This is a genomic window from Clostridium lundense DSM 17049 (genome assembly GCF_000619945.1).
GTDB lineage: Bacteria > Bacillota > Clostridia > Clostridiales > Clostridiaceae > Clostridium_AO > Clostridium_AO lundense.
In genome coordinates this window covers 95,128-120,585 of the sequence record NZ_JHVC01000009.1, presented here as the reverse complement: position 1 = coordinate 120,585, position 25,458 = coordinate 95,128, and the positions used below count along the sequence as shown (strand labels likewise).

Genomic DNA, 25,458 nt, shown 5'->3' with positions numbered 1-25,458 from the left:
AATTATTTCACCCTTATTCAACTATTATGATTTTTTCACCTAAAGGAATTGCTTCCCCTATAATACAGGATTCTAATTCCAGCTGAGATAGCTCTTGCATTACCTTTTCACTATAATCTTTTGATACTGAAAATAAAAGTCCTCCAGATGTTTGAGGATCAAATATTATATCTTCTAACCATTCAGGTACATCTTTGAGAATATATTTTCCCTTTAAATAATCCTTATTTCTATAAGTTCCCTGTGGCACAATTCCCATCTCTGCATACTCTTTAGCCTCTTCTATATAAGGAATTAATTCTTTACAAATTTTAAAACTTACATTAGAAGCAGAGGCCATTTCATAACTATGCCCCATAAGTCCAAAACCTGTTACATCTGTACAAGCTGTTACATTATATTTATTCATAATTTCTCCAGCATATTTATTTAAAGTTGTCATTACCTTTACAGCCTTTTCGCAGCTTTCCTTTGAGGCAATTTCTCCCTTTATAGCTGTATTAATTACTCCAGTGCCAAGAGGCTTCGTTAAAATTAATACATCTCCTAACTGGGATCCAAAATTTCTTAAAATTCTTTTTGGATCTACCTGTCCTGTAACTGATAGACCATATTTGGGCTCATCATCCTCTACGGAATGTCCACCAACTACCACTGCTCCAGCTTCTAATACCTTATCTGCTCCACCTTTTAATATTTCTCCTAAAATCTCTATAGATAAACAGTTAGGGAAACATACTATATTTAATGCCATAATAGGTTTACCTCCCATGGCATATATATCACTTAAAGCATTAGCTGCTGCTATTTGCCCAAATACATAAGGGTCATCTACTATAGGGGTAAAAAAGTCTAAAGTCTGTATAATTGCTGTATCTTCATTTAATTTATAAACTGCCGCATCATCTGATGTTTCTATTCCTACAATTAAATTTTTATTGTCCATTTTAGGTAACCTACCTAATATTTTTGAAAGGGTCTCCGGCCCTATTTTAGCCGCTCATCCTGCTGTTCTGGACATAGAAGTAAGCCTTACCATAAAAAACACCTACTTTCCACTATTTTAGTTGTTATACTAACATTATTATATATTACTCACAAGTTTTTTTAAATACTACTTTGGCATAGAACTAACTACACTTATCTTACATCTATTTTATCTTTTAATTTTTCAAAAGTTTTTTCTCCAATTCTATCTACTTTCTTTATATCTTCTACAGAATTAAACCCATTATTGCTTTCCCTATACTCTATTATTTTTTGCGCTGTTACATCTCCAATACCAGGAACAGACTTTAATTCTTCTTTTGATGCTTCATTAATATTAATTTTTCCACTATTATTTACGCTCTTTTTTCCATCTTCTAAAGAATCATTGTCCTTTTTAATTTTATCTACATATATATAATCTTCATCTTTAATTTTTTTTGCTAAATTTAATTTATGTCTATCTGCATCTTTTGAAAATCCTCCTGCTATTTTAATTGCATCCTCTATTCTTGAATTTTCTTTTAGCTCATATACTCCTGGTTTTTTAACCTCACCATTTACATAAATAATAATATTTGTATTACTACTTTCTTTTTCTATACTTTCAGTAAAAACTTCTTCTTCTTTATACTTATTTCCCCGTAATGATGCAATATATCCCATGCTTATAAAAAAAATAAATACTAATAATATAACTATTGACCCTATTATCTTTTTCTTTTCCTTCAAAATGAATATCACCTATCTTACATATTCTTTATCTGAATTATTGACAATTTTGAAAAATTTATTATCGCAAATTAGAACAATTTTTGGTATAATTATTTTATGATTATTCAAGGAGGATAAAATGAAAAAGTTATATATTTTTTTAATCGCACTATTTTTTGTTTCTATGATAAATCTAAATACGGTAAAAGCCGAATCCGCTCCTCCTCCAAAAGTTTCTGCTGATGGAGCAGTTTTAATGGATGCCACTACTGGTGAAATATTATATGAAAAAAATATAGATAAGCCGTATCCACCTGCCTCTACAACTAAAATAATGACTGCACTACTAACCTTAGAAAAGTGTAAATTGGATGAGGTAGTAACAGTAGGCAAAAAACCTCCTCTAGCAGATGGTAGTAAAATATATATCTATGAAGGTGAAAAGTTAAAAGTAAAAGATTTATTATATGCATTACTTTTATCTTCTGCTAATGATTGTGCTGAAGCTCTAGCAGAGCATATAAGTGGTTCTACAAAAGACTTTGCAAAACTTATGAATGAAAGAGCACAAGAATTGGGTTGCAAAAACACCAATTTTGTAAATCCTAATGGATTATATGATGATAAACATAGAACTACCGCAAGAGATTTAGCGCTTATAATGAGAGAACTTGTAAAGCATCCTGAATACACAGAAATCGCTAAAACACTCTCTTATAAGATTGCTCCTACTAATAAGAGTAAATTAGAGCGTCCTCTTTGGAATGGAAATAAATTAATCCAAAAGGCTTCTATGTATTATTATGCTAACTGTGAAGGCGGAAAAACTGGGTATACTACCCAATCAGATCATTCTTATGTAGCTAGTTCAATTAAAAATGGACAAAGACTTATAGTAGCCTTAATACATGATAAAAAGAAAACTTTTTTTCCGGATTCAATAAATCTTTTTAACTATGGATACAATAATTTTGAATTAGTTAAAATGTATTCTAAAGGTGATATCGTAAGTAATTATCATCAAAACAATCTAAATATTAATTTACTGGCTGCTAATGATTTTTATTATGTTAAAGATAAAAATGATACTTCAAAAGCCACCATTAATTTAGAAAATAAAGATTTAACTTCTATGTCTTTTAAGAAAGCTGATGCTGTTTTAGATGCTTCTATAACTTTAAAAGATAAATCTATAGGGAAACTACAACTTTTAAGTGGTTCTGATCATGTTACGTCTTCTATAAATTACAAACTATTTTCAAATAATATGAGTAGAGTTTTAACTACCGTAATATCTATTACCCTATCTACAATTGTTATAGTTTTTGTAATAATTCGTAAAAAAAAAGTAAGAGCTAATAATTAACTTATAATTATTAGCTCTTATTTTTTAATGCATTAATTAAATTATTAATATCTTCTGGTAATCCACATTCTAAATTAATTATTCTTCCCGTTCTTGGATGAGGAAAAGATAATCTATTGGCATGCAGAGCCTGCCTATTTATATACATGGAGTCATCAAATTGTTCACCATATAATGCATCTCCAAACAAAGGATACCCTAAATGACTTAAATGTACTCTTATTTGATGAGTCCTACCAGTTTCAAGTACAAGACTTACTAATGAAGCATCTGAATAATTTTCCAAAACCTGATAATGAGTTATACTTCTTTGTCCTAGGTTATCAACTACTCTCTTAATACTTCCTTCTCCTGGCCTATAAATAGGTAAGTCTATGGTTCCCTCAGGCTTTTCTATAACACCATGTGTAACTGCTAAATATCCTTTTTCAAATGTATCTTCTGCCATATCCCTTGCTAAAGACATATGGGAAAACTGATTTTTAGCAACTATTATAAGACCTGAAGTATCCATATCCAATCTGCTTACCAACCTTACTATACAATTTTCTCCTTTGCTCTTAAAATAATATAGTAACCCATTAGCTAAAGTTCCACTAGGATGACTTTTAGTTGGATGAACCACCATGCCTGGTCTTTTATTTACTACTATAACATCTTCATCTTCATATACTATATTTAAGTCCATTTTTTCTGGTTCTATATTCTGGCTTTCTTCCTTTTCAACACATACTTCTATTACATCCTCATTCTTTAATGTATATCTAAGTGTTACCCTATTTCCATTAACTTTTATTCTGCCTTCTCTTGCTGCACCTTTTACAAGTCTACCAGAAAGTTTCAAATGGTTTCTTAAAAACTCATTAAGTTTTATTTCTTCTTCTTTATCATATTTAAAGTTTAACCAACTACTCATATGCCACTCCTACAATTATTTATTAAAATCTTCTCCTATTAAAACAGTAATATGGATATCTCCTTCTTTATAGCTTTCAACTTCTACATTATTTATATGGAAATCTCTTTTTATCAAAGGTATAAGTTTTTTGTTTATACCTCTTACAATTATTTTAGATTTGGTGGTTTTCTCTCCATTACCTGTAGTTATATTTGAGTATCCATTTTCCTTTAATTCTGAAGATAATTTTGCTGCTAACCCATTTATATTAGTACCATTTAATATTTGAACTTTTATATTTTGCTTATCAATTTTTGAATTTCCACTACTGCCAGTTGAAACTCCTTGTAAATTTGAAAGTAGTTCCTTATTTTGTTTTTCACTATATATGAAATAAGAAATGCCTCTAATATATTTTGAATCACCTTTTAATGTAGTTATTTTCATATTTTCTTTGTCTACTTTTAGAAAAGTGTAAGCATACTTTATCATTTCCTCTGGCTTCATATTTGTTTCTGCATACTTAGGTAAAGTAGTCATTACGCCTGGAAGCCTTGGTATAATTGCTGGACTTTTAAACTTATCTATAACCTTGTTAATGAATAAATGTTGATTATCTATTCTTCCCAAATCACCCTCTGCTAAACCTGTACCATCATTATTCTTTCTCCATCTAAAAAACTCTTCAGCTTTTTTTCCATCTAAATGTACAGTTTCACCCTTTTTAAAATTTATATGAAGATCTTGAGATGCATCATCATATTTCATATTTTGGGTAATTTCTATATTAACTCCACCAATGCTATCTATAATATTTCTAAAACCATTATAGTCTACTTTTCCATAATAATTTATATCTATATTTAATAACTTTTGTACATTCTTTATAAGACATTCTACCCCGCCTATGGCATGAGCAGCATTTATCTTTTGATTTTTTCCATTTATAGTTACCAAAGTATCTCTCGGAATAGAAACCATATTTATTTCTTCATTAGCCTGATTATAGTTAATTAATATAATAGTATCTGTTCTCTTAGGTTCATTTTGATTTTTAGGATTTCCTATATCTACTCCCATTAATAATATATTTACAGGCTCTCCATCTATAACTTCTCTTCTTTCAGCAGAAGCTAACCCATTTCCCAAACTTGAATTTTTACTAAATCCAAGTAGATAATAGTAAAAAAATCCTCCCAAAAAAGCTATTGCAAACAAACATATTAAAGCAATTAGCCCAGCTTTGCTTTTTCTTTTCTTCTTCTTTTTCATTTTATTCACCTACTATTTTTATTAGGTAATTTCTACCCTCTATAGTATTTAGATGAAGCATTTGCCCTTTTTCAACAACATATTTTATAGTTACATCAAAAGATTGAATTAAAGCTTTATTAATATCTTTATATGCTAGTTCCCTTAACTCTTCTACTCCTGGATATTTTCTTAAAGGCTCTACATAATCAGCTAAATATATTATTTTCTCTAATAAAGACATATTTTTTCTTCCAGTAGTATGATAAGCTATAGCATTAAATATGTCCTTATCTTTTATTCCCATGGTCTCTTTGGCAATAATAGCACCTACTAGTCCATGTAAAAGTTGCGGACTTTCTTCGTATATTGAACTAATTTTATATCCATGTTTTCTAGCTATATTCATTAGTTCATATCCATTCATATTTTTAGCACAATCATGTACTAATCCAGCTATTCTAGCTTTATTTTCATCTTCTCCATAGCATATAGCCATTTTAACGGCTGTATCTCTTACGCTTAAGCTATGAAGGAATCTTTTGTTATCTAACTTATCCTTTAGATAAGTTTCTATATGTTCTTCACTCCACATCCCTTAATCACTCCTAATAGTAAAATACAAGAAAAAGTCCATCTCTGTATAAGACCTTAGGCTAAGTATAAAGTTTTAATTGTGTAATTGTATTGTAAACACCTTCTGGGAGAAAGTATCTTACATTCTTTTTCTCCCTTATTAACCTTCTAACATCTGTAGAGGATATATCTAGTAATGGGATATCTAAAAAAATTATTTTTTTATTATATTTTTCTTCTACTCTTGCTTTTTGTTTTAATATGTCACATTTATCAAAACCCGGCCTATTAAATACTACAAATTCACATATATCCATTATTGCATCTATTTTCTTCCATCCATTTAACTCCATTAAGCAATCCACTCCAGTAAGAAAGTACCACTTAACTTGTGGAAACTTATTCTTAAAATATTCTAAAGTCTCATAAGTATAACTTAGTCCCTTTTTCTTTATCTCATAATCGCTTAATTCAAACTTTTTCTCGTCTCTTATAGACATGCTTACCATTTCGTATCTAATATATCCATCAGTAATTTTTTTATTAGATTTATGAGGTGGACTTCCTGAGGGAATAAATATTATCTTATCAAGATTTAATTTATATAACGCCTCATAGGCTATATGGAGGTGGCCATTATGAATAGGATCAAATGTTCCTCCAAATATAGCTTGTTTTTTCATGACAAATCTAACCTCTCCATTATATTTCTATGGTAACTCTATTTTAGGCTTCTTTTTAGATCTTCTATACAACACCAATTTATTCCCTATAGCTTGAATTCCTTCACATTGTAATTCTTCACATATAATATCTGATGCCTCACGAGCAGTTAATCCACTATTATTTAAAACTGCAACTTTGATTATTTCTCTTGCTTCTAATGCACCATCAATTTGCTTTAAAAAATTTTCTTCAATTCCACCCTTACCTACTTGAAATATTGGCTGAATTGTATTAGCGATAGATCTTAAATAACTTCTTTGTTTGCTAGTTATCATACTTTTCCTCCTAGTAGTGTTTTATATTTAAGCAAATTTTACCTATTACTTATATTATAATACAAAATCAAATTCAAAGTCATTAAGTCTTACAGCATCTCCATCTTGAATACCCATTTGTATTAATTCATCCATAATACCTTTATTCCTAAGTACAGTATGGAAATATCTTAATCCATCAGGATCATTTATATTAACACTTGCAAGTAATCTATCCACAAAGCTACCTTCAACTATATAAACATTTTCTTCTTTTCTTATAGTATAAGTAAATTTCTTCTCTTCTGGAATATATCTATCTTTTTCCTCTATCTCTAAGTCTGTTAATGGTATTGTAGATAATACCCTAGCTGCTTCTTTCATAACTTCTGTTATTCCAGTATTTGTTGCTGCAGATATTTTGAATATGCTCTTGTACCCAAGTTCTTCTACTTTCTTCTTAAAGTCTAAGAAAATAGTTTCATCTTGTAATACATCACTCTTATTTGCTACCACTATCTGTGGTCTATCCCATAGTTTTACACTATATTTTTTAAGCTCTTCATTTATTCTTAAGAAATCTTCAAAAGGATCTCTTCCTTCTATACCAGAAATATCTACCACATGAATAAGTAATCTTGTTCTTTCAATGTGTCTTAAAAAGTCTAAACCTAATCCAACACCTTCTGAAGCTCCTTCTATTATTCCTGGAATATCTGCTATAACAAAAGGTTCTATTCCTTTTACTGCTACCACACCTAAGTTAGGGCTTAAAGTAGTAAAATGGTAGTTAGCAATTTTAGGTCTAGCATTTGATACCATAGAAAGTATAGTTGATTTTCCTACATTTGGGAAACCTATTAAACCTACATCTGCCAATAATTTTAATTCTAAAACTACATTTCTTTCTTCTCCTGGCATACCTGGTTCTGCAAAATTAGGAGCCTGTCTTGTAGGTGTAGCAAACTTTACATTTCCTTTGCCTCCCTTACCACCTTTAGCTACTATAAATTTATCTCCTGAATGAGATAAATCCGCCATTATCTTGCCAGATTCTTGATCCTTTATAACTGTTCCCATAGGAACTTTTATAAATAAATCTTCTCCATCTTTTCCATAGCATTTAGATCCTGAACCATTTTCTCCTCTTTCTGCTACATACTTCTTTTTGTAGGTAAAGTCCAAAAGAGTAGTCATATTGACATCAGCCACTAAAACTACATTTCCACCGTCTCCACCATCTCCGCCGTCTGGGCCTCCTAGTGGAATATACTTTTCTCTCCTAAAAGATACAGAACCATTACCACCGTCTCCAGATTTAACAAATACTTTTACTCTATCTATAAACAAGTATATTCACCTCTTTTTATTAAATTTTTATCTAGCCTTTAAATACAAGTCTATAAGCTAGACACTCTCCGAACTCACATTTATATACTTCTATATCTTCTATACAGTTGTCTAAAATACTCCAACTATCCATCCAATTGATTTCGTCTATCATAGAATCATCATTGGAAATAAATAGACTTACTCCTATAGAATCTTCAAAGAAATAAATATATATGCATTTAGGTTTATTTTTTTCTAACTCATTAAATATATTATTAACTAAATTTATTTTTTTATTGTATTCAAGTTCAAAAGGATTTTTATTAAACTGTGAAATTTCTATATCTATATTAATTTCTATATCATTAGAATTACACTGCTTTATATTTTTTTCCAAGCTATACGCTAAATAATTATCACCTAAACCATATATTTCACTTAAAGCCTCATTTTGCAAACTTAACTTTTTTATGTAATCTTTCGCTTTATTCTCTTTTCCTATTTGTAAATAGCCATATACTATTTGAAGATCATTCATAAAATCGTGTCTTTGCTTTCTTAATGCTTCTATAAGATTATATAGGTCATCCATAAAAATAAACCCCTCTATTAAAATTTTAAAAAAAGCACCCTAAACCAAGGGTGCTTTAAAACTATTCAGCTGCAACTGTTTCTTCAACTTCTATTGGATAAACAGAAGCTCTTTTTTTGTCTTTACCAACTCTTTCGAATTTAACTATTCCGTCGGCCTTTGCAAATAAAGTATCATCGCTACCTTTACCTACATTTACACCTGGATGAATCTTTGTTCCTCTTTGTCTAACTATGATGTTTCCAGCTAAAACGAACTGACCATCTGCTGACTTAACGCCAAGTCTCTTAGATTCACTGTCTCTACCGTTTCTTGAGCTACCTACTCCTTTTTTATGAGCAAATAACTGAAGGTTCATAAGTAACATACTACTCCACCTCCTCCACTTTTACTTTTATATATTCACCGTAACTAAGTTCTACATTTTTCAATCCAAGTAACATAGTATCCATTAAAACTCCACACTTATGTATCATTTCATCACTTTCATCTTCTAAACTTAAATTTAGAAATCCATCTTCTGCTTCTACATAAGCCTTAGCTTTTACAACCTCAGTTATACCATTAGCTATAGCTAAAGATATAGCTGACACAGCCGAACATACCAAATCATAACCTTCATCTACTGAATCAGCATGACCTTTTATGTTAAATGAAACTAAATTATCTCTTCTTTTTTTAAATACTGCATTAATCATAATTATGCATTAATTTTTTCTATCTGAAGTTTTGTGTAAGGCTGTCTATGTCCTTGTCTCTTTCTGTAGTCTTTCTTTCTCTTGTATTTGAATACAAGGATTTTCTTAGCTTTGCCCTGCTTTACAACTTTAGCAGTAACTTTAGCTCCTTCAACTACAGGCTTTCCAACTACTAATTCTCCATTTTCCTTGCTTACTGCAAGTACATTGTCTAATTCTATAGTTGCTTCAGCTTCAGCATCTAATTTTTCAACGTATATTACGTCTCCTTCAGATACTTTGTATTGTTTTCCACCAGTAACTAATATTGCGTACATTAAAAACACCTCCTCTTACCAGTCTCGCCAATTAGGGTACACAGCCAAGGCCATGATTTACAAACCCTTTCTGTGCGGTCTACAAAAGCCATTTTAACATATAAAAAACCCTTTGTAAAGTTTTTTTATCCATATACTTTATACATTTGTAAATTTTCTATTTGATTCATAAAAATAAGAGGTTCTACTTTAACATAATCTTCCTCGTTTACAAACTTTATGTATATAATTTTATCTAAAGAATTTATATCTTTAACAAAGCTTACAATATCTCCTCTAATTTCATATTCATATACATTACTGATTTCTATGTATATATGTTTTATATTATCTTCATTACGAATTTTTGATAACTCATTTTTAATCAAAGAGTTTATATAGGATAATTTAAGTCTTCTTCCTTTACCATGACATTTTTTACAAGGCTCATCTATATACTCATATATAGCTTTTCCTACTCTTCTTCTTGCAATTTGAACAAGATTTAATTCTGTAAAAGGATATATTACAGTTTTGCTTTTATCCCCTTCAAATCCTTCTCTAAGTTTATCTAATACTTTCACCCTATCTTCTTCCTCATTCATATCAATAAAATCTATAAGAATAATGCCACTTAAATTTCTAAGTCTTATTTGAGAAGATATTTCTTCTGCTGCCTGCATATTAGTGATAAAAGCTGTTTTTCTTAAAGAAGCACCTTGGGTATTCTTACCTGAGTTTACGTCAACAACATACATAGCTTCTGTTTTCTCAATAATTATATATCCACCACAGTTCAACTGTACTTTACTATTTCTAAGCTTTAATATTTCTTTTTCTATACTATAATAATCAAATAATTCTCTTTCTCCTTCATAAAGCTCTAAATATACATTTATATCCTTTGTATTTGATATATAATTATTTATCTTTTCATGATCTTCAGAATTATTAACATATATTTTTATAGTATCACTATCTAATTTATCTCTTAATATTCTTCCAAGTGTTCCACCAGTTTTAAGTAAGATACCTGGCTTTAAGGAATAATCTCCTTGTTTCTTAATGTCAGTATATATTTTATTTATGCCTTCTATTTCATCATTTATTATCTCAACTGGTACTTTTTCAGCATTGGTTCTTATCATAAGGCCAACATTTTCAGGTTTTTTTATATTTTCCTTTATATATGTTTTAACATTTTCATCTTCTATTTTTTTTGAAAAAGTTATAGAAGAATCTAAAGTATTAAATACACAATATCTTCCTGGTATAGATACTGCATTGGTTACTTTAGGACCTTTCTTACCCATGGATTCTTTTACCACTTGAACTAATATATGATCTTCCTTTTTTATATGGGTATTTTTAAATTTTCTATCCATATACATATAACAATTTTCTTTATATCCAATATCCACAAACGCACATTTTATTCCAGGCACTATGTTTTTTACTATGCCCTTATATATTTCCCCAGGCATAGGTTCTCCTGTATCTTCTTCTATAAAACACTCTTTTAATTTATTATTTTTTTTTATAGCAATTCTCAATATATCCCCTTGACGTTCTATAAATATTTCTTTCAAAGTTAACACCCCTTTCTTCAGTGAATAATTAAAAATGAAGAATAAAGGATTATTATTCTTCACTATTCATTACTCATTCTTCACTTCCAAGTTTCTATGTTCTAAATTTTACTATTTTTTACATATTTCCAAGGCATTTATAAAGAGGTACATATTTCTTGTTTTCAATAGCATACATTTCTTCTCTTTCTACTTGAACAAAAGCGTCCATATTAGCATTAGAAGTATTATTTTGTATAAACTTTGATAAAAGATCAGCTGATAAATTTTCTCTACTTCCACAGCTTACAAGAACCTGTAAGTTTAAAGTATTATCTTCTATCTTAAACTTAAATTCCTTTATCATTGGCTTTATATCAACTTCTTTTTCTCCGCTCTTTCCCTTTTTAATAATATTCCACTGCTTCATTTTAGGTAATGCTTTAATTTCTTCATCAATTTTTGAACCATCTTTGTATTTTATTCTTATTGAATATCTTGCTCCATCTACAGCTGCCATTGATTGAGGTATTTTCTTTTCATTATCACCTATTTTTCTAATTTTAACTACCTCAATAAACCTAATTCCTGATGGAGAATTTTCATTAAGTTTATCCTTTATATATAAATTACTTAATTCTTTACTAAATACCACATCCATATATTCACCTTTTGAATACATACCTACAGAAAGTGGTTGAGCTATGGAAATATTCATATGTGGATTAAATCCCTGAGAATATTCTATGGGAAGCTCTGCTCTTTTCACTATTTTTTGTAAAGTCCTCATCAAATCCAAATGAGATACAAATTTTATATTACTTTCCTTACTGAATTTTATTAGATAACGCACCTTCAAAACACTTCCCTTCTAGATTTACATTTACGCCACAATTAGTACAACCTAATCTACAATCTGGTGTAATTATTCCCTCTTTAGCCTTATTATTTTCACTAATAAGGAATTCTTTGTTTACTCCAATATTTACAAAATCCCAAGGCAATATTTCATCATAGCTTCTTTCTCTATAAGCATAAAATTCTGGATACACTCCGCATGTTTTGAAAGCATTCATCCATATTTCATAATTAAAATATTCAGACCAACCATCAAACTTAGCACCATTTTTAAATGCTTCTACTAACACGCTGCAAACTCTTCTATCTCCTCTTGCAAAAATAGCTTCTAAAAAGCTCACCTTTGAAGCATGATAGTTAAAGGATATAGCTCTGCTCTTTATAGAATCCTTTATTGCATATACTCTTTCCATAACATCCTCTTCTCTAAGTTGAGGAGCCCACTGGAAAGGTGTAAAAGGTTTAGGTACAAATATAGAAGCACTAGCTGTTACCTTTAATCCTTTCTTTCTCTTATCCTTTGGTAAACTGTAATACTCATTTACAACTTTTTCTGTTGTATATCCAATACCTTTTACATCTTCTAAAGTTTCATAAGGAAGACCTATCATATAATAAAGTTTTATAGTTGACCAACCAGATTCAAAAGCACTTCTTGTAGCATTTAAAAGATTTTCTTCTGTAACTCCTTTATTTATAACATCTCTCATTCTCTGAGTACCTGCTTCTGGAGCAAAAGTTAATCCTGTTTTTCTAACCTTTTGAATTTCGTTGATTAAATCCACATAAAAAGAATCTATCCTAAGGGATGGTAGTGATACTCCCACCTTTTCATCTTTATGTTTTTCTATTAATGAATAAATAAGATTTCTTATATCAGAATAATCACATATACTTAATGAAGTTAAAGATATTTCATTATATCCTGTAGTCTTTAAAAGACTTTGTGCTAGCTCCATAAGTTTATCTGTCTTCTTTTCTCTAATTGGTCTATAAATCATACCTGCCTGGCAGAATCTACAGCCTCTAGTACATCCTCTAAAAGTTTCTAACATAATTCTATCATGAACTATTTCTGTATAAGGTACTATAAGCTTATCTGGGTAAGCTACATCATTAAAATTAGTTATTATTCTCTTTTTAACCGTTTTTGGTACATCATCATATAAAGGCTTAAATTCTTTTATAGTTCCATCATCTTTATAAGATACTTCATATAAAGATGGTACATAAATTCCTTCTATTTTACATACAGCTCTTAAAAACTCTTTTTTAGTTTTTCCCTTATACTCTTTATATAAATCTAATATCTCGTTTAAGACCTCTTCCCCTTCTCCCATGATAAACATATCTGGTATATCATAAAGAGGTTCTGGATTGTATGCACAAGGTCCTCCGCACATAATTATCGGATCTTCATCTCCTCTTTCTGAGGCTCTTACATTTATTCCTGCCATATCTAACATATTTAATATATTTGTATAGCTCATCTCATATTGAAGAGTAAATCCTATCATATCAAATTCTTTTAAAGAGTCTTTAGTCTCTAACGTAAAGGATGGTATATTATTTTCTTTCATAAGCTTTTCCATGTCTGGCCATGGAGCATAGGCTCTCTCACAATAAGTATCTTCTCTTTCATTTAGAACATGATAAAGTATTTTTGATCCCAAATGAGACATTCCAACCTCATAAACATCTGGAAAACAAAATGCATATCTTATATCTATTTTTTCTTTATCTTTTTTATATGAATTAAATTCTTCTCCTATATATCTAGCTGGTTTCTCTACTTTATATAGAATATCATCTGGAATTAAGTTCATTAAAAATTCCTCCTCATAGGTTATTCAATTTTATATTCTAACATATAAATAAAAAAATTGAAAATCAATTTATATTTCATTTCTATCTTCAATTTCCATTAATTGTTCTAATGTTATATTTCCATAAAGCTTTAAAGCTTCTATTATTTCCTCTTCATAAATTATATCCATAACTTTCATATTGTCGTCTAAAACAAAAAAAATATTATACTTATTTTTTTCTACAATACCTAAAACGTAGATTAAATCATTTTTATAAAAAACGGACATACTCTTATTTTCAATATACCCTCTTTTTTTAAATTTATATTTCTTTTTTATAATATCTCCCATAATTAAATATACTATCCTTTCTCGCTCTTTTAATGAAGCCATTATTATAAATAAAGATATAATACCTAAATTAATATTTTTTACCCCTACAAAAAATAAAAAAATATAATAAAGAATTAATATGCTTCCAATAATTATACTTACATATACTGTTATTTTATTAGCTACCTTATATATAAACTTAAAATTTATTAAATCTCTTAATATTCTTCCTCCATCTAAAGGATACGCAGGAATAAGATTAAAAGAACCTATAACTAAATTACATTGAAAAAACAAGTTAAATAATTTAATAGAATACCTTACATTTAACTTATAAAAAATAGCTGCCATAATTAGGTTTACAAGCGGTGCAGACAAAGAAATTATTAAATCTTCCATAGGCGTTGCTTCTTCCACATCTTTAAGTTTTAAAACTGTACCTATAGGTAATATCTCTATATCAAAACCCGTAAATCCTAAACATCTGGCAACTATATAATGGATTATTTCATGAAAAAAAACCACCACAAAGGATATCAGTAACTTTTCTCTAAATCCAATAATCATTAGTACTAAAATATATGGAATAAAATATCTGTTTACTTTAATCAATTTACCCTTCCTTATCTCACTTAATTGCTATATAATTTTGTGGATTTTTATTTTCTCCCATATAAAGAAGCTCAAAATGAAGATGAGGTCCTGTAGACTTCCCCGTATTTCCTGACTTTCCTATAATATCTCCCTTTTTAACTTCCTTTCCCTTTTGTACTGATAGTGAATTAAGATGCCCATACTTTGTTTCTACGCCTTCTCCATGATCTATTAAAACATATTTTCCTAAAACTTTATCTTCCCCTGCGTCCTTAACCTTTCCGTTAAAAACTGCTTTTACTTCTGTATTTTCCTTCACATCAATATCTATACCTTCATGAAACTTTTTACTCTTATCTATAGGATCTTCTCTATATCCATAAGGAGATGAAACTTTTCCTTCTACTGGCATCTGAAACTGATTTTCTATTCTTTCCTTTATGGTTTTTCCCCCAGTAACCTTTGCTTTCATTTTTTCTATAAAATCTGTAGCTTCTTCTTCTATACCTTGTAAATTCAAAGACTTAATCTTGGTATATGCTTGTTTATAATCGTAGTTCTCATTCACAATTTTTTTGGAATAGTTATAAACAGCCTGAGTTTGTGGAGTAACTACTAATTTGCATATAATCACAATAAAAAATAATAATGTTGTACCAATTAAATCCCTAATTATTCTTCTTCCAATATATCCTGAAGCTGGGCTGGAAGATTTTTTATTAAAATAATTAAATCCATTTCCTTCTCTTCTTTTTCTCAAGTTTCTATAATACTCTTCATACTGAGAATTATAACTTCCCATTTTTCCTCCCCTTTCTTATCTAACCTAAGTATTATTTAATTCTAAAATTACCCTACAGTTATTTACTACTTATATATATTTAACAATTTTTTTAAATATTACCTTAAAGGAGATAAAAAAGAGAGTAGTTCACTTTTTTAGAGTAGAAAAGACAGTTGATAAGAGACAGGGTACAATTCATAGTTATAGATAATTTCTCGTTGCTAAACTTTAAATTAAAGATTAGAAATAATAAAGTAAATCTTAAACAATAAAAAATAGAACATATATAAAATTTTTGTTTTATCAAAAATTCCATACATGCCCTATGATTTTCACTTTATAATCTATAATCTAAAACTCGTGAGCTTTTAATGCTTTAACAAATACTTCTGCTGATCCAACATTTGTAGCAAGGGGTATGCAATGAACATCACAAAGTCTTACAAGCGCAGAAACATCCGGTTCATGAGGCTGTGCTGTTAATGGATCTCTTAAAAATATTATAAAATCCATATTTCCTTCTGCAACTTTTGCCCCTATTTGCTGATCTCCACCTAAAGGTCCTGAAAGAAATCTATGAACAGCTAGTCCAGTTTTTTCCGCTATAAGTCTTCCTGTTGTACCTGTTGCATAAAGTTCATGTTCTGCAAATACATCTTTGTACCTAGTTACAAATTCAATCATATCTTCTTTTTTCTTATCATGCGCTATTAATGCTATTCTCATAAAGTACTCCCCCTAAAAATTAATTTTCTTCCTTCTCATACCTACATTCAAAACTAATCCAACAGCCATAATATTTGTTATATAAGAACTTCCCCCATAACTCATAAAAGGCAATGTAATGCCTGAAATTGGTGCAACTCCAATAGTCATACCAATATTTTGATATATAGAAAATAACATTATAGATACTACACCTATACTGAGCATAGAACCAAAAATATCCTTAGAAGTTCTGGCTATATTTATAAATTTATAAATTAAAATACCATATAAGGTTAGTAAAAATACAGCACCTAAAAGTCCCCATTCCTCACCTACAACAGCAAAAATAAAGTCTGTATGAGATTCTGGAATGAAGCCTCCTGCTACCTGAGTTCCTTTCAAAAATCCCTTTCCTAAAATTTCTCCAGAACCAATACCTATTTGAGATTGAAACAGCTGGGCTCCAGCTCCTAACTGATCTGCTTCCGGGTCTAGAAAGGAAATTAATCTTATTTTCCAATACTCATGCATTAAAGGAGAATTCCAAACTATAGCAATCAACGTTATTATGCTTGCAAGTCCCGCACCTATTACCTTTAATTCTAATCCTGCTGCAAAAAATATTCCTAAAACAATAAAAAAACATACCATCATCATTCCCATATCTGGCTGAATTACAATTAAAATCATAGGAATCGCAGCATACATAGCTAGATTCAAAAAGTTTTTAAGATTGTTAATATTACCTTCCATACTATCAAGTTTCTTAGCAATCATTATTATCATACCTAACTTAGCAAATTCCGAAGGCTGCCCTATAGTTACAGAGCCTATCTTCATCCAAGAACCTGCTCCATTAACAGTTGACTTAAAAATTGTATCATTTAAAGCCAATAATATTACACCAGACCAATAGATAATATTAGCATATCCTTGAATTAAAGAATAATCAAAAACAAGTATAAAGTATAGTAAAACCATTCCAAACAAAATCCATACTATCTGTGATTTAAAAACACTTATTCCTACTGCGCTATAAATATTCATGGCACCAAATAAGCTTATTGCAAGAACTATAATTATAGCACTAAAATCTAATTCCCTAATTAATTTTTTATTAATCTTTAGCTTATCAAGCATTATTTAAATCCCTCCAATACAAGTATGATTATAGCAGTGTAGACCAAAAAAAGCTATGTATAATTTATACATAGCTTTAAAAATTTATCTTCTTTTTTTCATTTTTTTTATAGGAATACTAGCTATTAATGCAGGTGAACTACCTTCTACTTCGTCAGTACTTGTCATTTTAACTTCTAGCTCTTCTGTATCTATTTCTGCATATTTAGAAATTACAGCCATTATCTCTTTCTTTATATTCTGAAGTAGTTCTGGTGATAAATCTGCTCTATCATGTATTAAAATTAGCTTTAATCTTTCTTTGGCTACTTCTTTGGAGGCAGGTTTTTGCCCAAATAAACTAAAAAAATCCATATGTATCCCTCCTACTTAATGCCAAACAGCTTCTTTAATGAACCAAAAAATCCAGCTTCATTGTTATTATCAAAAGTTAAAAATGGTACCTGCTCTCCTGTAATTCTTCTTGCTATGTTTTTAAAAGCTTGCCCTGCCAAAGCCTTATCATTTAAAACAATTGGTTCTCCCTTGTTAGTTGATACAGTTATACTTCTATCATCTGGAACAATACCAATAAGTTTTACAGCTAAGCTGTCTAATATATCATTTACGTCTAACATATCTCCATTTTTTACCATCTCATTGTTTATTCTATTCACAATTAACTGATGATCTTCCAATCCCTTTGCTTCAAGCTTTCCTATAACTCTATCAGCATCTCTTACAGAAGTTACCTCTGGGTTAACTACAATTAATGCTCTATTTGCACCAACTATTGCATTCTCAAATCCCTGTTCAATTCCAGCTGGACAGTCTAATATTACATAATCAAATTCTTCCTTTAATTCATTTACTAAAGTCAACATCTGTTCCTTTGTAATATCAGTTTTATCTCTAGTTTGAGCTGTTGGTAATAAAAACAAGTTTGGTAATCTTTTATCTTTTATTAAAGCTTGCTTTAACTTACAGTTTTCTTCTAGCACATCCATCAAAGTGAAAACTATTCTATTTTCAAGTCCCATAAGAACATCCAAATTTCTAAGTCCTGTATCTCCGTCTACCACCACTACTTTTTTACCCATAGACGCTAATGCTGTACCTATGTTCGCAGTAGTTGTAGTTTTTCCAACTCCTCCTTTACCAGATGTTATAACTATTGCTTCTCCCATATAATTTCCCTCCATTAAATAAATTTATTAGGTAAATAAGGCTCTACTACTATTGTGTTTCCTTTTATTTTTGCTACTTCTGGATATTGAGGTTTAACATTATCTTCGGGTGATCTAGTAGCAATATCTCCAATTTGAAGTATTTGTGGCTGCAAATAAAAAGCTGCTACTATAGCCTTTCCATTCCCTCCCATGCCAGCATGCACGTATCCTCTTAAAGCTCCAAGAACTATTATATTTCCGCCAGCATATATTTCAGCGCCAAAATTCACATCTCCTACTATAACGATATTTCCTGGGTAATTAATGATTTGTCCACTTCTTATAGTTCTTCTCATAAACTTAGTTCTTCCTTCATATATGCCTGAAAAAATTTTATTAGTTTTTTCTTCGGAGTTTTCAAAGATGCAGTCTTTAATCAAAAATTCATCAAATAATACATCCTTTAGTCTTCTTAAATGCTTTTCGTTTATATATTTAAGTTCTGTAGTAATTTTAAGAGTACAACCTTTATAAAAAATTCTTCCTTTAGATAGTCTTTCAATTAATGATTCGAGCATTTCGTCAAAATCTTTAAATTTATTCATATTTATAACTGCGTTAAGTCCTTCTTTATTACCTTTTATGATTATACTTTCATCTAACATACCTTAAACCTCCAAAAGTCGGCATATGTTTATATTTCAACAAATATTCTTTAATTCCTTCTGTAAATTTATAGTTTTTTAAATAAGGGCATATACTATTGTACATGCCCTTATAATTTATCTGATGACTTCCCGCTCTAATACTCCCATCTTTTTTAAAGTGGAAGTAAAAATTCCCTTTGAAGTCAAGAACTCTGTTTATTTGTCGTATTTATACTGAAAATTGTAATTTCGTTTTGTTAATTCGTCCTTAAAGTATGCTTCATACATTGCTTGAGCTACAGGAACTAAGTTTCCTCCGTGTCCTCCATCAAAAACAAATACACATACAGCTATTTCTGGATTTTCATATGGTGCAAATCCTACAAAAACTGCTGCTGAAGTTCTTCCTATTTTATCCTGAATTTTTTCATTAAAAGTTGCTGAACCTGTCTTACCTGCATTTTCAATAGGGAAAGTATTCAAAGAAGAAGCTGTACCATCTTCGGTAACTTTCCTCATTCCTTCCTTTACTGCTGCTATTGTTTCAGGTTTCACATCTACTTTTTCAATAACTTCTGGTTTAACTTGTTGTATTAAATTATTATTTGAATCTAAGAATTTATCAACAAGATGAACCTTATATCTAGTTCCACCATTTGCAATAGTAGCAACATAATTTGCTAATTGTAGTGGTGTAAATTGGTTAGAACCCTGACCAATAGATGCATTATAAACATTACCTGGTCTAGTGGATTCCGCTTGAACATCATTTACTTCCTTGAAAATTTTATTAAGTGCAATAGATATATCTCCATCAGTAAAATTCTTATCCTTTAAAGAAGGAGTTTGTTCAATTAATTGTTTTAATAGCCCTTTAACAGTATCAGAGAAATTATTTACATTTTTAAATCTCATTTGTTGTTTTATTGTATCTTGAATATTTCCTTTTAAATCTTTTATTGCTTTGCTATCACCAGTTTGTATCTGTATATCTATTCCGTAATATCCGTTTCCATCTTTATTTCTTTTTAAATTTCTTAGCTCATCATAAAGTAACCACATATGTGGGTTAGCTATTTGATTTTTTTCTGATTGTACATTAAATACCTGACCAAAATTTTCTGGAATTTCTATTCCAGTAGATGGTATTGCCTTTCCTTTTGGATCTACTCCTAATCCAAATTTCCATGCATAACTAGCTAAAGTATCCAAACTCTTTTGATATAATCTATCTCCTACTTCCCAGAAAAAATAGTTGTTAGAATATGCAAGAGCTCCTGCAACATTTAACGCTCCTTTACTTTCAGTATTCCAGTCTTTTCCGTTATATCCATGCTTAGTATATATCAAACCATCATATATTGTTTCTGTTGGAGTTATTACTCCTTCTTCTAATCCTGCTATAGCTGTTAATGGCTTAAAGGTAGATCCTGGAGCCGTTAATGCTGAAGTAGCATAATTGAAGAATGGCTTAGGATATATATCATAATTGTCTCTTCTTTGAACTTTTCCTGATTTATTATCTTGATTATTAATAGGTGGAAACAGTTCATCCACAGTTACTGGTAAACTTCTCGCACTAATATAATCCTTGGCAAATTTCTCTAAATCAGGATTAAAAAATTCATTATATTTTTCTGTTGTAAGTTTTCCTGGAGTAGAAAATATATTGGGATCATAGCCTGGTCTACTTGCAAGTGCTAGTACTCCTCCTGTTTTAACATCAATAGCTACTGCCGCACCTCTTGTAGCATTGGATGTATTTACACCGTCATAACTTACATTAGGATTTTTCCTTAAATCCTCCATAACTTTATCCAATGTTCTTTCCGCTGCTAACTGAACATTTTTATCTATTGTAAGTTGGAGAGTTTGCCCTGGATACGGCTCTCTTCTTCCTAATTCTTCTATTACTCTTCCTAATTTGTTTAACTTTACAGTTCTTCCACCTTTTGATCCCTTAAGTCTATCTTCATATACATATTCTATGCCTGCAGTACCAATATAATCAGAACTTACATCATATCCTTTTTCCTTATATCTTTCTATGTTATTGCTTATTTTAGAAATGTATCCTAAGAAAGCTGATCCTAAATCTCCAAATTCATAATGTCTCAAAGGTTGAGTAGTTACATCTATTCCTGGAAGATCATTTAATCTTTCAAGAAAAATAAAGGCTGTATCCTTTTTAATATTGCTACCTATTATTACAGGTTTATATCCTGAGTAACTTTGCATTTTGATGGTGTCTTTTATTATCATATAACTTCTTTGAAGCTTTAAGTCATATTGCATTTTATCAATACCATATTGTAATACTAAATTTTCAACTATCTTCTTCTTATCTTCTTTAGACTTGATATTCTTATATGCTTCTAATTGAGTTTTAAAGTCACTTTTAGGGTTTATCTTAAATCTTTCCAATATAATTCTGTAAGCTTCGTCACCATCAATCTTATATTGTTCTAAAAGATTTTTAAAATCCTCTTCCGGAGATATATTATACTTCTTTACCAATAAATTATAAGTTTCTTCAGGAGATATTTTAGCTAATTCCTTATCTACCATCTTATTCTCTTCATTAGTAAATTTTTCTTGTGGCTTTTTATCAGGAAATAATCTTTTTTCTATATCTTCATTTAAATTTCTATCTCTCTTAAATCTTATTTCTTGAATTTTTTTTGCTGTCTCATCTTCTGTTTTAAATTCAAATCTATAAGGGTTTATCTTTAATTCAAAATCATCTTGTTGTGGTTCTCCGTTTTTGTCTAAAAGGTTAAATATTTTATCCATAGTTTCAAAAAAGTATATTTTATTATCACTAGTTTCATTATATACAAGCATATAACTTTGATTGTTACTAGCAAGGACAATACCATTTTTATCTACTATATTTCCTCTTGGTGCTGGATCTGGAATCTCTGTTATAGCAGCCATTGCTCTTTCTTTATAAAATTCAGCCTTTATTACTTGCAAATCTATAAGCTTATACCCTAATATAGAATATATTACAGCAATCACCAAGAAAAACGATGTATATCTATTTAATTTTTTCTTTTTACCTTTCATAAGTCACCCTTCCTTAAAATTTCCACTTTCTTTGCATATATTCTTTTTTACATAACCAGTAAACAAACTTATACATCCCTACAGAAACTATCATATTATATATACCATTAAAAAATATAACTTTCATTTCCATCTCCATCTTTATGAAATATAATATGATTAGCACAAATAAACCTTTAAATATGCTTAAAAAAAAGCTAGAAATAACAGGTATAAAAATCTTTTCTTTAAATATACTAATGCCTATGAATCCAGCTAGTACACAACTTACCATATTAGTAAAAGCATTTATTCCTAAAACATTAGAAAAGTATAAATCTTGAAGCAATCCGGAAAAAACACCCAGCCACAAACCTTCCCAGCTTTCATTTATTATAGAGTAACTTATTATAAATACAAATAATAAACTAGGGCTAAAACCTTTAATGGCCAAAAATGGGGCAAAGGAATTGTCCAATATTAATAATAATATAGTTATTGAAAACAAAGTAATTATTTTTTTCATATTTCATCACCCTAGTTTTTTTAATCTAATTTATTTTTAGGAACTATAACAAAAACCTCTTCCAACTTGTTAAAATCAACATATGGTTGAACAACAGCATTTTTCATAACTCTACCTTTGTCCTCTTCTATGTCTATTACATATCCTATTCTAATTCCTTTAGGATATAATCCAGCAATACTAGAACTTGTTTCTGAGCCTATTCCTGAAGTTAGTATTACATCACCCTTTTTTATCTTAGAATCTAATGGAAGGTAATATAATTTAGCTAGCTTACTATTATTGCTGTCCTTATAACCTTTTACTATACCTACACTTTCCCTAGTTGATTGAATAATGCCACTAACTGCCATATTCTCATTTGATAGTGTTTGCACAATAGAATAATTATCAGCTACAGATGTAATCTGGCCCACAAGTCCTTCATTGGTTACAACTGGCATTTGCTTTTCAATACCATCTTTTCTTCCTTTATTTATTACAAATTCATCTAAAAAAGCTCCACCACTTTTCCCTTTGATATCACAACCAACATAATTGTACTGAGTTGTTTGATTCTTAAAGTTTAACATTTCTCTTAATCTATCATTTTCAGCTTTTACAACATCATACTCTGATGCCTTAATTTCTAAATCAATATTTTTTTGCTTTAATTCTTCATTTTCTTTTTTCACATTGGAAAAATTCCAAAAAAACTCCATAAACCCTTTAATACTACTATTCATATTATAAAAAATCCCTTGAACAGAATTAACTGTTACACCTACGCCGTTTTCCACAAAAGATACCTTATCTCTTTTATAACTATAACCAATCAATGCTAAAAATGTAACTGACAGTACAACTATTGTTACTGCCAGTTTATTCTTCAAGAAGTTCATATTTATCTTTTCTTATTGCTCATTAATGTATCTAAAGTATCCAATGCTTTTCCGGCTCCAAGGGCAACACAATCCATAGATGATTCTGCTATATGAACGGGCATATGAGTTTCTTCATTTATAAGTAAATCTAATCCTTTTAATTCTGCTCCTCCACCAGCAAGCATTATACCTTTATCCATAATGTCTGAAGCAAGTTCAGGCGGTGTTTTTTCAAGAGTACTCTTTATAGCATCTATAATAGAAGCTACTGGCTCTCTTAAAGCTTCTCTTACTTCGCTTTCTGTAATATTTATAACCTTTGGAAGTCCTGTTATTAAGTCTCTTCCTCTTATTTCCATTGAATTATCTTCTCCTGTATCGTATGCAGAACCTAATTCAATCTTAACATTTTCTGCTGTTCTCTCACCAATCATTAAATTATATTGTTTCTTAATATAACTTATTATAGCTTGATCAAGCTCATCCCCTGCAACTCTTAAAGACTTACTTGTAACTATTCCACCTAAAGATATTATAGCTACTTCTGTAGTTCCACCACCAATATCTACTATCATGCTACCTGTAGGTTCATTAACAGGTAGACCAGCTCCAATTGCTGCCGCCATTGGTTCTTCCATTAAAAGTACTTCTCTTGCTCCAGCTTGTTTTGTAGCTTCATCTATAGCTCTTTTTTCTACTTCAGTAACTCCTGATGGAAAACATACAACTATTCTTGGGCTAGTAAAAGCACTTTTTGGACTTACTTTTTCTATAAATTTTTTAAGCATAGTTTGAGTAACATCAAAATCTGCAATAACTCCGTCCTTCAAAGGTCTTATAGCTATTATATTTCCAGGCGTTCTTCCTATCATTTGTTTTGCTTCTTCACCTACTGCTAAAACTCTCTTTGTATCACTATTTATAGCAACAACAGAAGGTTCTCTTAAAAGCACACCTTTTCCCTTTACATATATTAGTGTATTCGCAGTTCCTAAGTCTATTCCCATATCTCTAGATATTCCAAATAATCCCATTAATTTTTCTCCTTTCACTCTTACAATATACCTTTTTCTTTTAAACTTATATAAACTCCATCTCCAATAATTATATGATCTAACAATTCTATACCAATTAGTTTGCTGCATTCTCTAAGTCTATTAGTTATATTTATATCTTCACTACTCGGTAACGGATCACCCGATGGATGGTTATGGCATATAATTATAGATGAGCTACTATTTTTTATAGCCTCACAATAAATTTCTCTTGGATGAACTATAGAAGAATTTAAGCTACCTATAAATACATCCTTAACCTTTATAACATAATTTTTAGTATTAAGCATTATAACTCTAAGAAGTTCCTGCTTCAAAACTCTCATTTCTTCCATAATCAATAAAGCTACATCATTAGGATTGGTTATCTTAAAATTGTCTCCAGATTTAAATGATTTAAATCTTTTAGATAATTCCGCCAATGCCAATATTTGAGCTGCTTTTGCATTACCAATTCCTTTGATTTGTAATAATTCTTTTGAAGAGGAATTTAAAATACCATTTAATCCTCCACATTTCTCAATTATTCTTCCACAAAGATTAAGTATATTCTCTTTATTACTTCCAGTTCTTAAAATTATAGCTAATAATTCTACATTAGATAAATTTTCAGCCCCATATCTTAAAAGTCTCTCTCTTGGTCTTTCACTCTCAGGTAAATCAATAATTCTAAGTTTTTTCTCCATGA

Annotated in this window: 28 protein-coding genes; 1 reads left to right on the top strand and 27 read right to left on the bottom strand. The window is 29.8% G+C overall.

Annotation, left to right across the window (positions count from 1 at the left end; all coding sequences use genetic code 11):
* Positions 1-13: 13 nt before the first annotated feature.
* The gene (selD, locus tag T514_RS0112105) at positions 14-1,039 is read right to left on the bottom strand and encodes a selenide, water dikinase SelD (RefSeq protein WP_084284529.1); all 1,026 of its coding nucleotides are present in this window, start codon (positions 1,037-1,039) and stop codon (positions 14-16) included.
* Positions 1,040-1,140: 101 nt separating this feature from the next.
* Positions 1,141-1,719, bottom strand: coding sequence for a helix-hairpin-helix domain-containing protein (locus T514_RS0112100; RefSeq protein WP_027625012.1), 579 nt, complete (start codon positions 1,717-1,719; stop codon positions 1,141-1,143).
* A gap of 121 nt (positions 1,720-1,840) precedes the next feature.
* Here T514_RS0112100 and T514_RS0112095 point away from each other — a divergent pair, with 121 nt between their 5' ends.
* On the top strand, positions 1,841-3,067 hold the full coding sequence (locus T514_RS0112095; RefSeq protein ID WP_027625011.1) for a serine hydrolase: 1,227 nt from the start codon (positions 1,841-1,843) through the stop codon (positions 3,065-3,067).
* 10 nt (positions 3,068-3,077) lie between these two features.
* Here the strand turns inward: T514_RS0112095 and T514_RS0112090 are convergent, their stop codons facing one another.
* From T514_RS0112090 to radC, 25 genes are all read right to left on the bottom strand, one after another.
* The gene (locus T514_RS0112090) at positions 3,078-3,983 is read right to left on the bottom strand and encodes an RluA family pseudouridine synthase (protein WP_027625010.1); all 906 of its coding nucleotides are present in this window, start codon (positions 3,981-3,983) and stop codon (positions 3,078-3,080) included.
* Between the two features lie 15 nt (positions 3,984-3,998).
* Positions 3,999-5,237, bottom strand: a complete 1,239-nt coding sequence (locus T514_RS0112085; RefSeq protein ID WP_034868992.1) for an LCP family protein — start codon at positions 5,235-5,237, stop codon at positions 3,999-4,001.
* Position 5,238: 1 nt separating this feature from the next.
* Positions 5,239-5,811 carry a bis(5'-nucleosyl)-tetraphosphatase (symmetrical) YqeK gene (yqeK, locus tag T514_RS0112080; RefSeq protein WP_027625008.1) on the bottom strand — a complete coding sequence of 191 codons (573 nt, stop codon included), beginning with the start codon at positions 5,809-5,811 and terminating at the stop codon, positions 5,239-5,241.
* 61 nt (positions 5,812-5,872) lie between these two features.
* The gene (nadD, locus tag T514_RS0112075; protein WP_027625007.1) at positions 5,873-6,475 is read right to left on the bottom strand and encodes a nicotinate-nucleotide adenylyltransferase; all 603 of its coding nucleotides are present in this window, start codon (positions 6,473-6,475) and stop codon (positions 5,873-5,875) included.
* 27 nt (positions 6,476-6,502) lie between these two features.
* Positions 6,503-6,793: a ribosome assembly RNA-binding protein YhbY gene (yhbY, locus tag T514_RS0112070; RefSeq protein WP_027625006.1), complete on the bottom strand. Its 291-nt coding sequence runs from the start codon at positions 6,791-6,793 to the stop codon at positions 6,503-6,505.
* 54 nt (positions 6,794-6,847) lie between these two features.
* The gene (obgE, locus tag T514_RS0112065; protein ID WP_027625005.1) at positions 6,848-8,122 is read right to left on the bottom strand and encodes a GTPase ObgE; all 1,275 of its coding nucleotides are present in this window, start codon (positions 8,120-8,122) and stop codon (positions 6,848-6,850) included.
* 31 nt (positions 8,123-8,153) lie between these two features.
* Positions 8,154-8,696 (bottom strand): Spo0B domain-containing protein, encoded by a 543-nt coding sequence (locus T514_RS0112060; protein WP_027625004.1) that lies wholly within the window; start codon positions 8,694-8,696, stop codon positions 8,154-8,156.
* Between the two features lie 61 nt (positions 8,697-8,757).
* Entirely contained in the window at positions 8,758-9,063 is a 306-nt protein-coding gene (gene rpmA / locus T514_RS0112055; protein WP_027625003.1) for a 50S ribosomal protein L27, read from the bottom strand.
* Between the two features lies 1 nt (position 9,064).
* A complete protein-coding gene (locus T514_RS0112050) occupies positions 9,065-9,394 on the bottom strand; it encodes a ribosomal-processing cysteine protease Prp (RefSeq protein ID WP_027625002.1) in 330 nt (109 codons plus the stop codon).
* 2 nt (positions 9,395-9,396) lie between these two features.
* On the bottom strand, positions 9,397-9,711 hold the full coding sequence (rplU, locus tag T514_RS0112045; RefSeq protein WP_027625001.1) for a 50S ribosomal protein L21: 315 nt from the start codon (positions 9,709-9,711) through the stop codon (positions 9,397-9,399).
* A 125-nt stretch (positions 9,712-9,836) separates the two neighbouring features.
* Positions 9,837-11,279, bottom strand: coding sequence for an Rne/Rng family ribonuclease (locus T514_RS0112040; protein WP_027625000.1), 1,443 nt, complete (start codon positions 11,277-11,279; stop codon positions 9,837-9,839).
* A gap of 118 nt (positions 11,280-11,397) precedes the next feature.
* Positions 11,398-12,111, bottom strand: coding sequence for a TIGR03936 family radical SAM-associated protein (locus tag T514_RS0112035; RefSeq protein ID WP_034869023.1), 714 nt, complete (start codon positions 12,109-12,111; stop codon positions 11,398-11,400).
* Positions 12,086-13,942, bottom strand: coding sequence for a TIGR03960 family B12-binding radical SAM protein (locus T514_RS0112030; RefSeq protein WP_027624998.1), 1,857 nt, complete (start codon positions 13,940-13,942; stop codon positions 12,086-12,088). Before T514_RS0112030 ends, T514_RS0112035 begins: the two co-directional genes overlap by 26 nt.
* A 69-nt stretch (positions 13,943-14,011) precedes the next feature.
* The gene (locus T514_RS0112025) at positions 14,012-14,869 is read right to left on the bottom strand and encodes a M50 family metallopeptidase (protein ID WP_027624997.1); all 858 of its coding nucleotides are present in this window, start codon (positions 14,867-14,869) and stop codon (positions 14,012-14,014) included.
* A gap of 16 nt (positions 14,870-14,885) precedes the next feature.
* The gene (locus T514_RS0112020) at positions 14,886-15,653 is read right to left on the bottom strand and encodes a M23 family metallopeptidase (RefSeq protein WP_027624996.1); all 768 of its coding nucleotides are present in this window, start codon (positions 15,651-15,653) and stop codon (positions 14,886-14,888) included.
* A 333-nt stretch (positions 15,654-15,986) separates the two neighbouring features.
* Positions 15,987-16,361, bottom strand: coding sequence for a methylglyoxal synthase (gene mgsA, locus T514_RS0112015; RefSeq protein ID WP_027624995.1), 375 nt, complete (start codon positions 16,359-16,361; stop codon positions 15,987-15,989).
* 12 nt (positions 16,362-16,373) lie between these two features.
* Entirely contained in the window at positions 16,374-17,483 is a 1,110-nt protein-coding gene (gene rodA, locus T514_RS0112010; RefSeq protein WP_027624994.1) for a rod shape-determining protein RodA, read from the bottom strand.
* Between the two features lie 84 nt (positions 17,484-17,567).
* A complete protein-coding gene (gene minE / locus T514_RS0112005; protein ID WP_027624993.1) occupies positions 17,568-17,837 on the bottom strand; it encodes a cell division topological specificity factor MinE in 270 nt (89 codons plus the stop codon).
* Positions 17,838-17,848: 11 nt separating this feature from the next.
* Positions 17,849-18,649 (bottom strand): septum site-determining protein MinD, encoded by an 801-nt coding sequence (gene minD / locus T514_RS0112000; protein ID WP_027624992.1) that lies wholly within the window; start codon positions 18,647-18,649, stop codon positions 17,849-17,851.
* A gap of 14 nt (positions 18,650-18,663) precedes the next feature.
* Positions 18,664-19,296, bottom strand: coding sequence for a septum site-determining protein MinC (gene minC / locus T514_RS0111995; protein ID WP_027624991.1), 633 nt, complete (start codon positions 19,294-19,296; stop codon positions 18,664-18,666).
* Between the two features lie 198 nt (positions 19,297-19,494).
* A complete protein-coding gene (locus T514_RS0111990; protein WP_027624990.1) occupies positions 19,495-22,347 on the bottom strand; it encodes a penicillin-binding transpeptidase domain-containing protein in 2,853 nt (950 codons plus the stop codon).
* A gap of 13 nt (positions 22,348-22,360) precedes the next feature.
* Positions 22,361-22,852: a rod shape-determining protein MreD gene (gene mreD, locus T514_RS0111985; protein ID WP_027624989.1), complete on the bottom strand. Its 492-nt coding sequence runs from the start codon at positions 22,850-22,852 to the stop codon at positions 22,361-22,363.
* A 20-nt stretch (positions 22,853-22,872) separates the two neighbouring features.
* Positions 22,873-23,733: a rod shape-determining protein MreC gene (mreC, locus tag T514_RS0111980; RefSeq protein ID WP_027624988.1), complete on the bottom strand. Its 861-nt coding sequence runs from the start codon at positions 23,731-23,733 to the stop codon at positions 22,873-22,875.
* A gap of 2 nt (positions 23,734-23,735) precedes the next feature.
* A complete protein-coding gene (locus tag T514_RS0111975) occupies positions 23,736-24,749 on the bottom strand; it encodes a rod shape-determining protein (RefSeq protein ID WP_027624987.1) in 1,014 nt (337 codons plus the stop codon).
* 20 nt (positions 24,750-24,769) lie between these two features.
* Positions 24,770-25,456 (bottom strand): RadC family protein, encoded by a 687-nt coding sequence (gene radC, locus T514_RS0111970; RefSeq protein WP_027624986.1) that lies wholly within the window; start codon positions 25,454-25,456, stop codon positions 24,770-24,772.
* Positions 25,457-25,458 lie beyond the last annotated feature (2 nt).

Coding starts and splice junctions, on each gene's coding strand:
- T514_RS0112095 (WP_027625011.1), top strand. CDS start 1,841: ATGAAAAAGTTATATATTTTTTTAATCGCACTATTTTTTGTTTCTATG.
- T514_RS0112090 (WP_027625010.1), bottom strand. CDS start 3,983: ATGAGTAGTTGGTTAAACTTTAAATATGATAAAGAAGAAGAAATAAAA.
- T514_RS0112085 (WP_034868992.1), bottom strand. CDS start 5,237: ATGAAAAAGAAGAAGAAAAGAAAAAGCAAAGCTGGGCTAATTGCTTTA.
- yqeK (WP_027625008.1), bottom strand. CDS start 5,811: ATGTGGAGTGAAGAACATATAGAAACTTATCTAAAGGATAAGTTAGAT.
- nadD (WP_027625007.1), bottom strand. CDS start 6,475: ATGAAAAAACAAGCTATATTTGGAGGAACATTTGATCCTATTCATAAT.
- yhbY (WP_027625006.1), bottom strand. CDS start 6,793: ATGATAACTAGCAAACAAAGAAGTTATTTAAGATCTATCGCTAATACA.
- T514_RS0112060 (WP_027625004.1), bottom strand. CDS start 8,696: ATGGATGACCTATATAATCTTATAGAAGCATTAAGAAAGCAAAGACAC.
- rpmA (WP_027625003.1), bottom strand. CDS start 9,063: ATGTTACTTATGAACCTTCAGTTATTTGCTCATAAAAAAGGAGTAGGT.
- T514_RS0112050 (WP_027625002.1), bottom strand. CDS start 9,394: ATGATTAATGCAGTATTTAAAAAAAGAAGAGATAATTTAGTTTCATTT.
- rplU (WP_027625001.1), bottom strand. CDS start 9,711: ATGTACGCAATATTAGTTACTGGTGGAAAACAATACAAAGTATCTGAA.
- T514_RS0112030 (WP_027624998.1), bottom strand. CDS start 13,942: ATGAACTTAATTCCAGATGATATTCTATATAAAGTAGAGAAACCAGCT.
- T514_RS0112020 (WP_027624996.1), bottom strand. CDS start 15,653: ATGGGAAGTTATAATTCTCAGTATGAAGAGTATTATAGAAACTTGAGA.
- mgsA (WP_027624995.1), bottom strand. CDS start 16,361: ATGAGAATAGCATTAATAGCGCATGATAAGAAAAAAGAAGATATGATT.
- rodA (WP_027624994.1), bottom strand. CDS start 17,483: ATGCTTGATAAGCTAAAGATTAATAAAAAATTAATTAGGGAATTAGAT.
- minE (WP_027624993.1), bottom strand. CDS start 17,837: ATGGATTTTTTTAGTTTATTTGGGCAAAAACCTGCCTCCAAAGAAGTA.
- minD (WP_027624992.1), bottom strand. CDS start 18,649: ATGGGAGAAGCAATAGTTATAACATCTGGTAAAGGAGGAGTTGGAAAA.
- minC (WP_027624991.1), bottom strand. CDS start 19,296: ATGTTAGATGAAAGTATAATCATAAAAGGTAATAAAGAAGGACTTAAC.
- T514_RS0111990 (WP_027624990.1), bottom strand. CDS start 22,347: ATGAAAGGTAAAAAGAAAAAATTAAATAGATATACATCGTTTTTCTTG.
- mreD (WP_027624989.1), bottom strand. CDS start 22,852: ATGAAAAAAATAATTACTTTGTTTTCAATAACTATATTATTATTAATA.
- mreC (WP_027624988.1), bottom strand. CDS start 23,733: ATGAACTTCTTGAAGAATAAACTGGCAGTAACAATAGTTGTACTGTCA.
- T514_RS0111975 (WP_027624987.1), bottom strand. CDS start 24,749: ATGGGATTATTTGGAATATCTAGAGATATGGGAATAGACTTAGGAACT.
- radC (WP_027624986.1), bottom strand. CDS start 25,456: ATGGAGAAAAAACTTAGAATTATTGATTTACCTGAGAGTGAAAGACCA.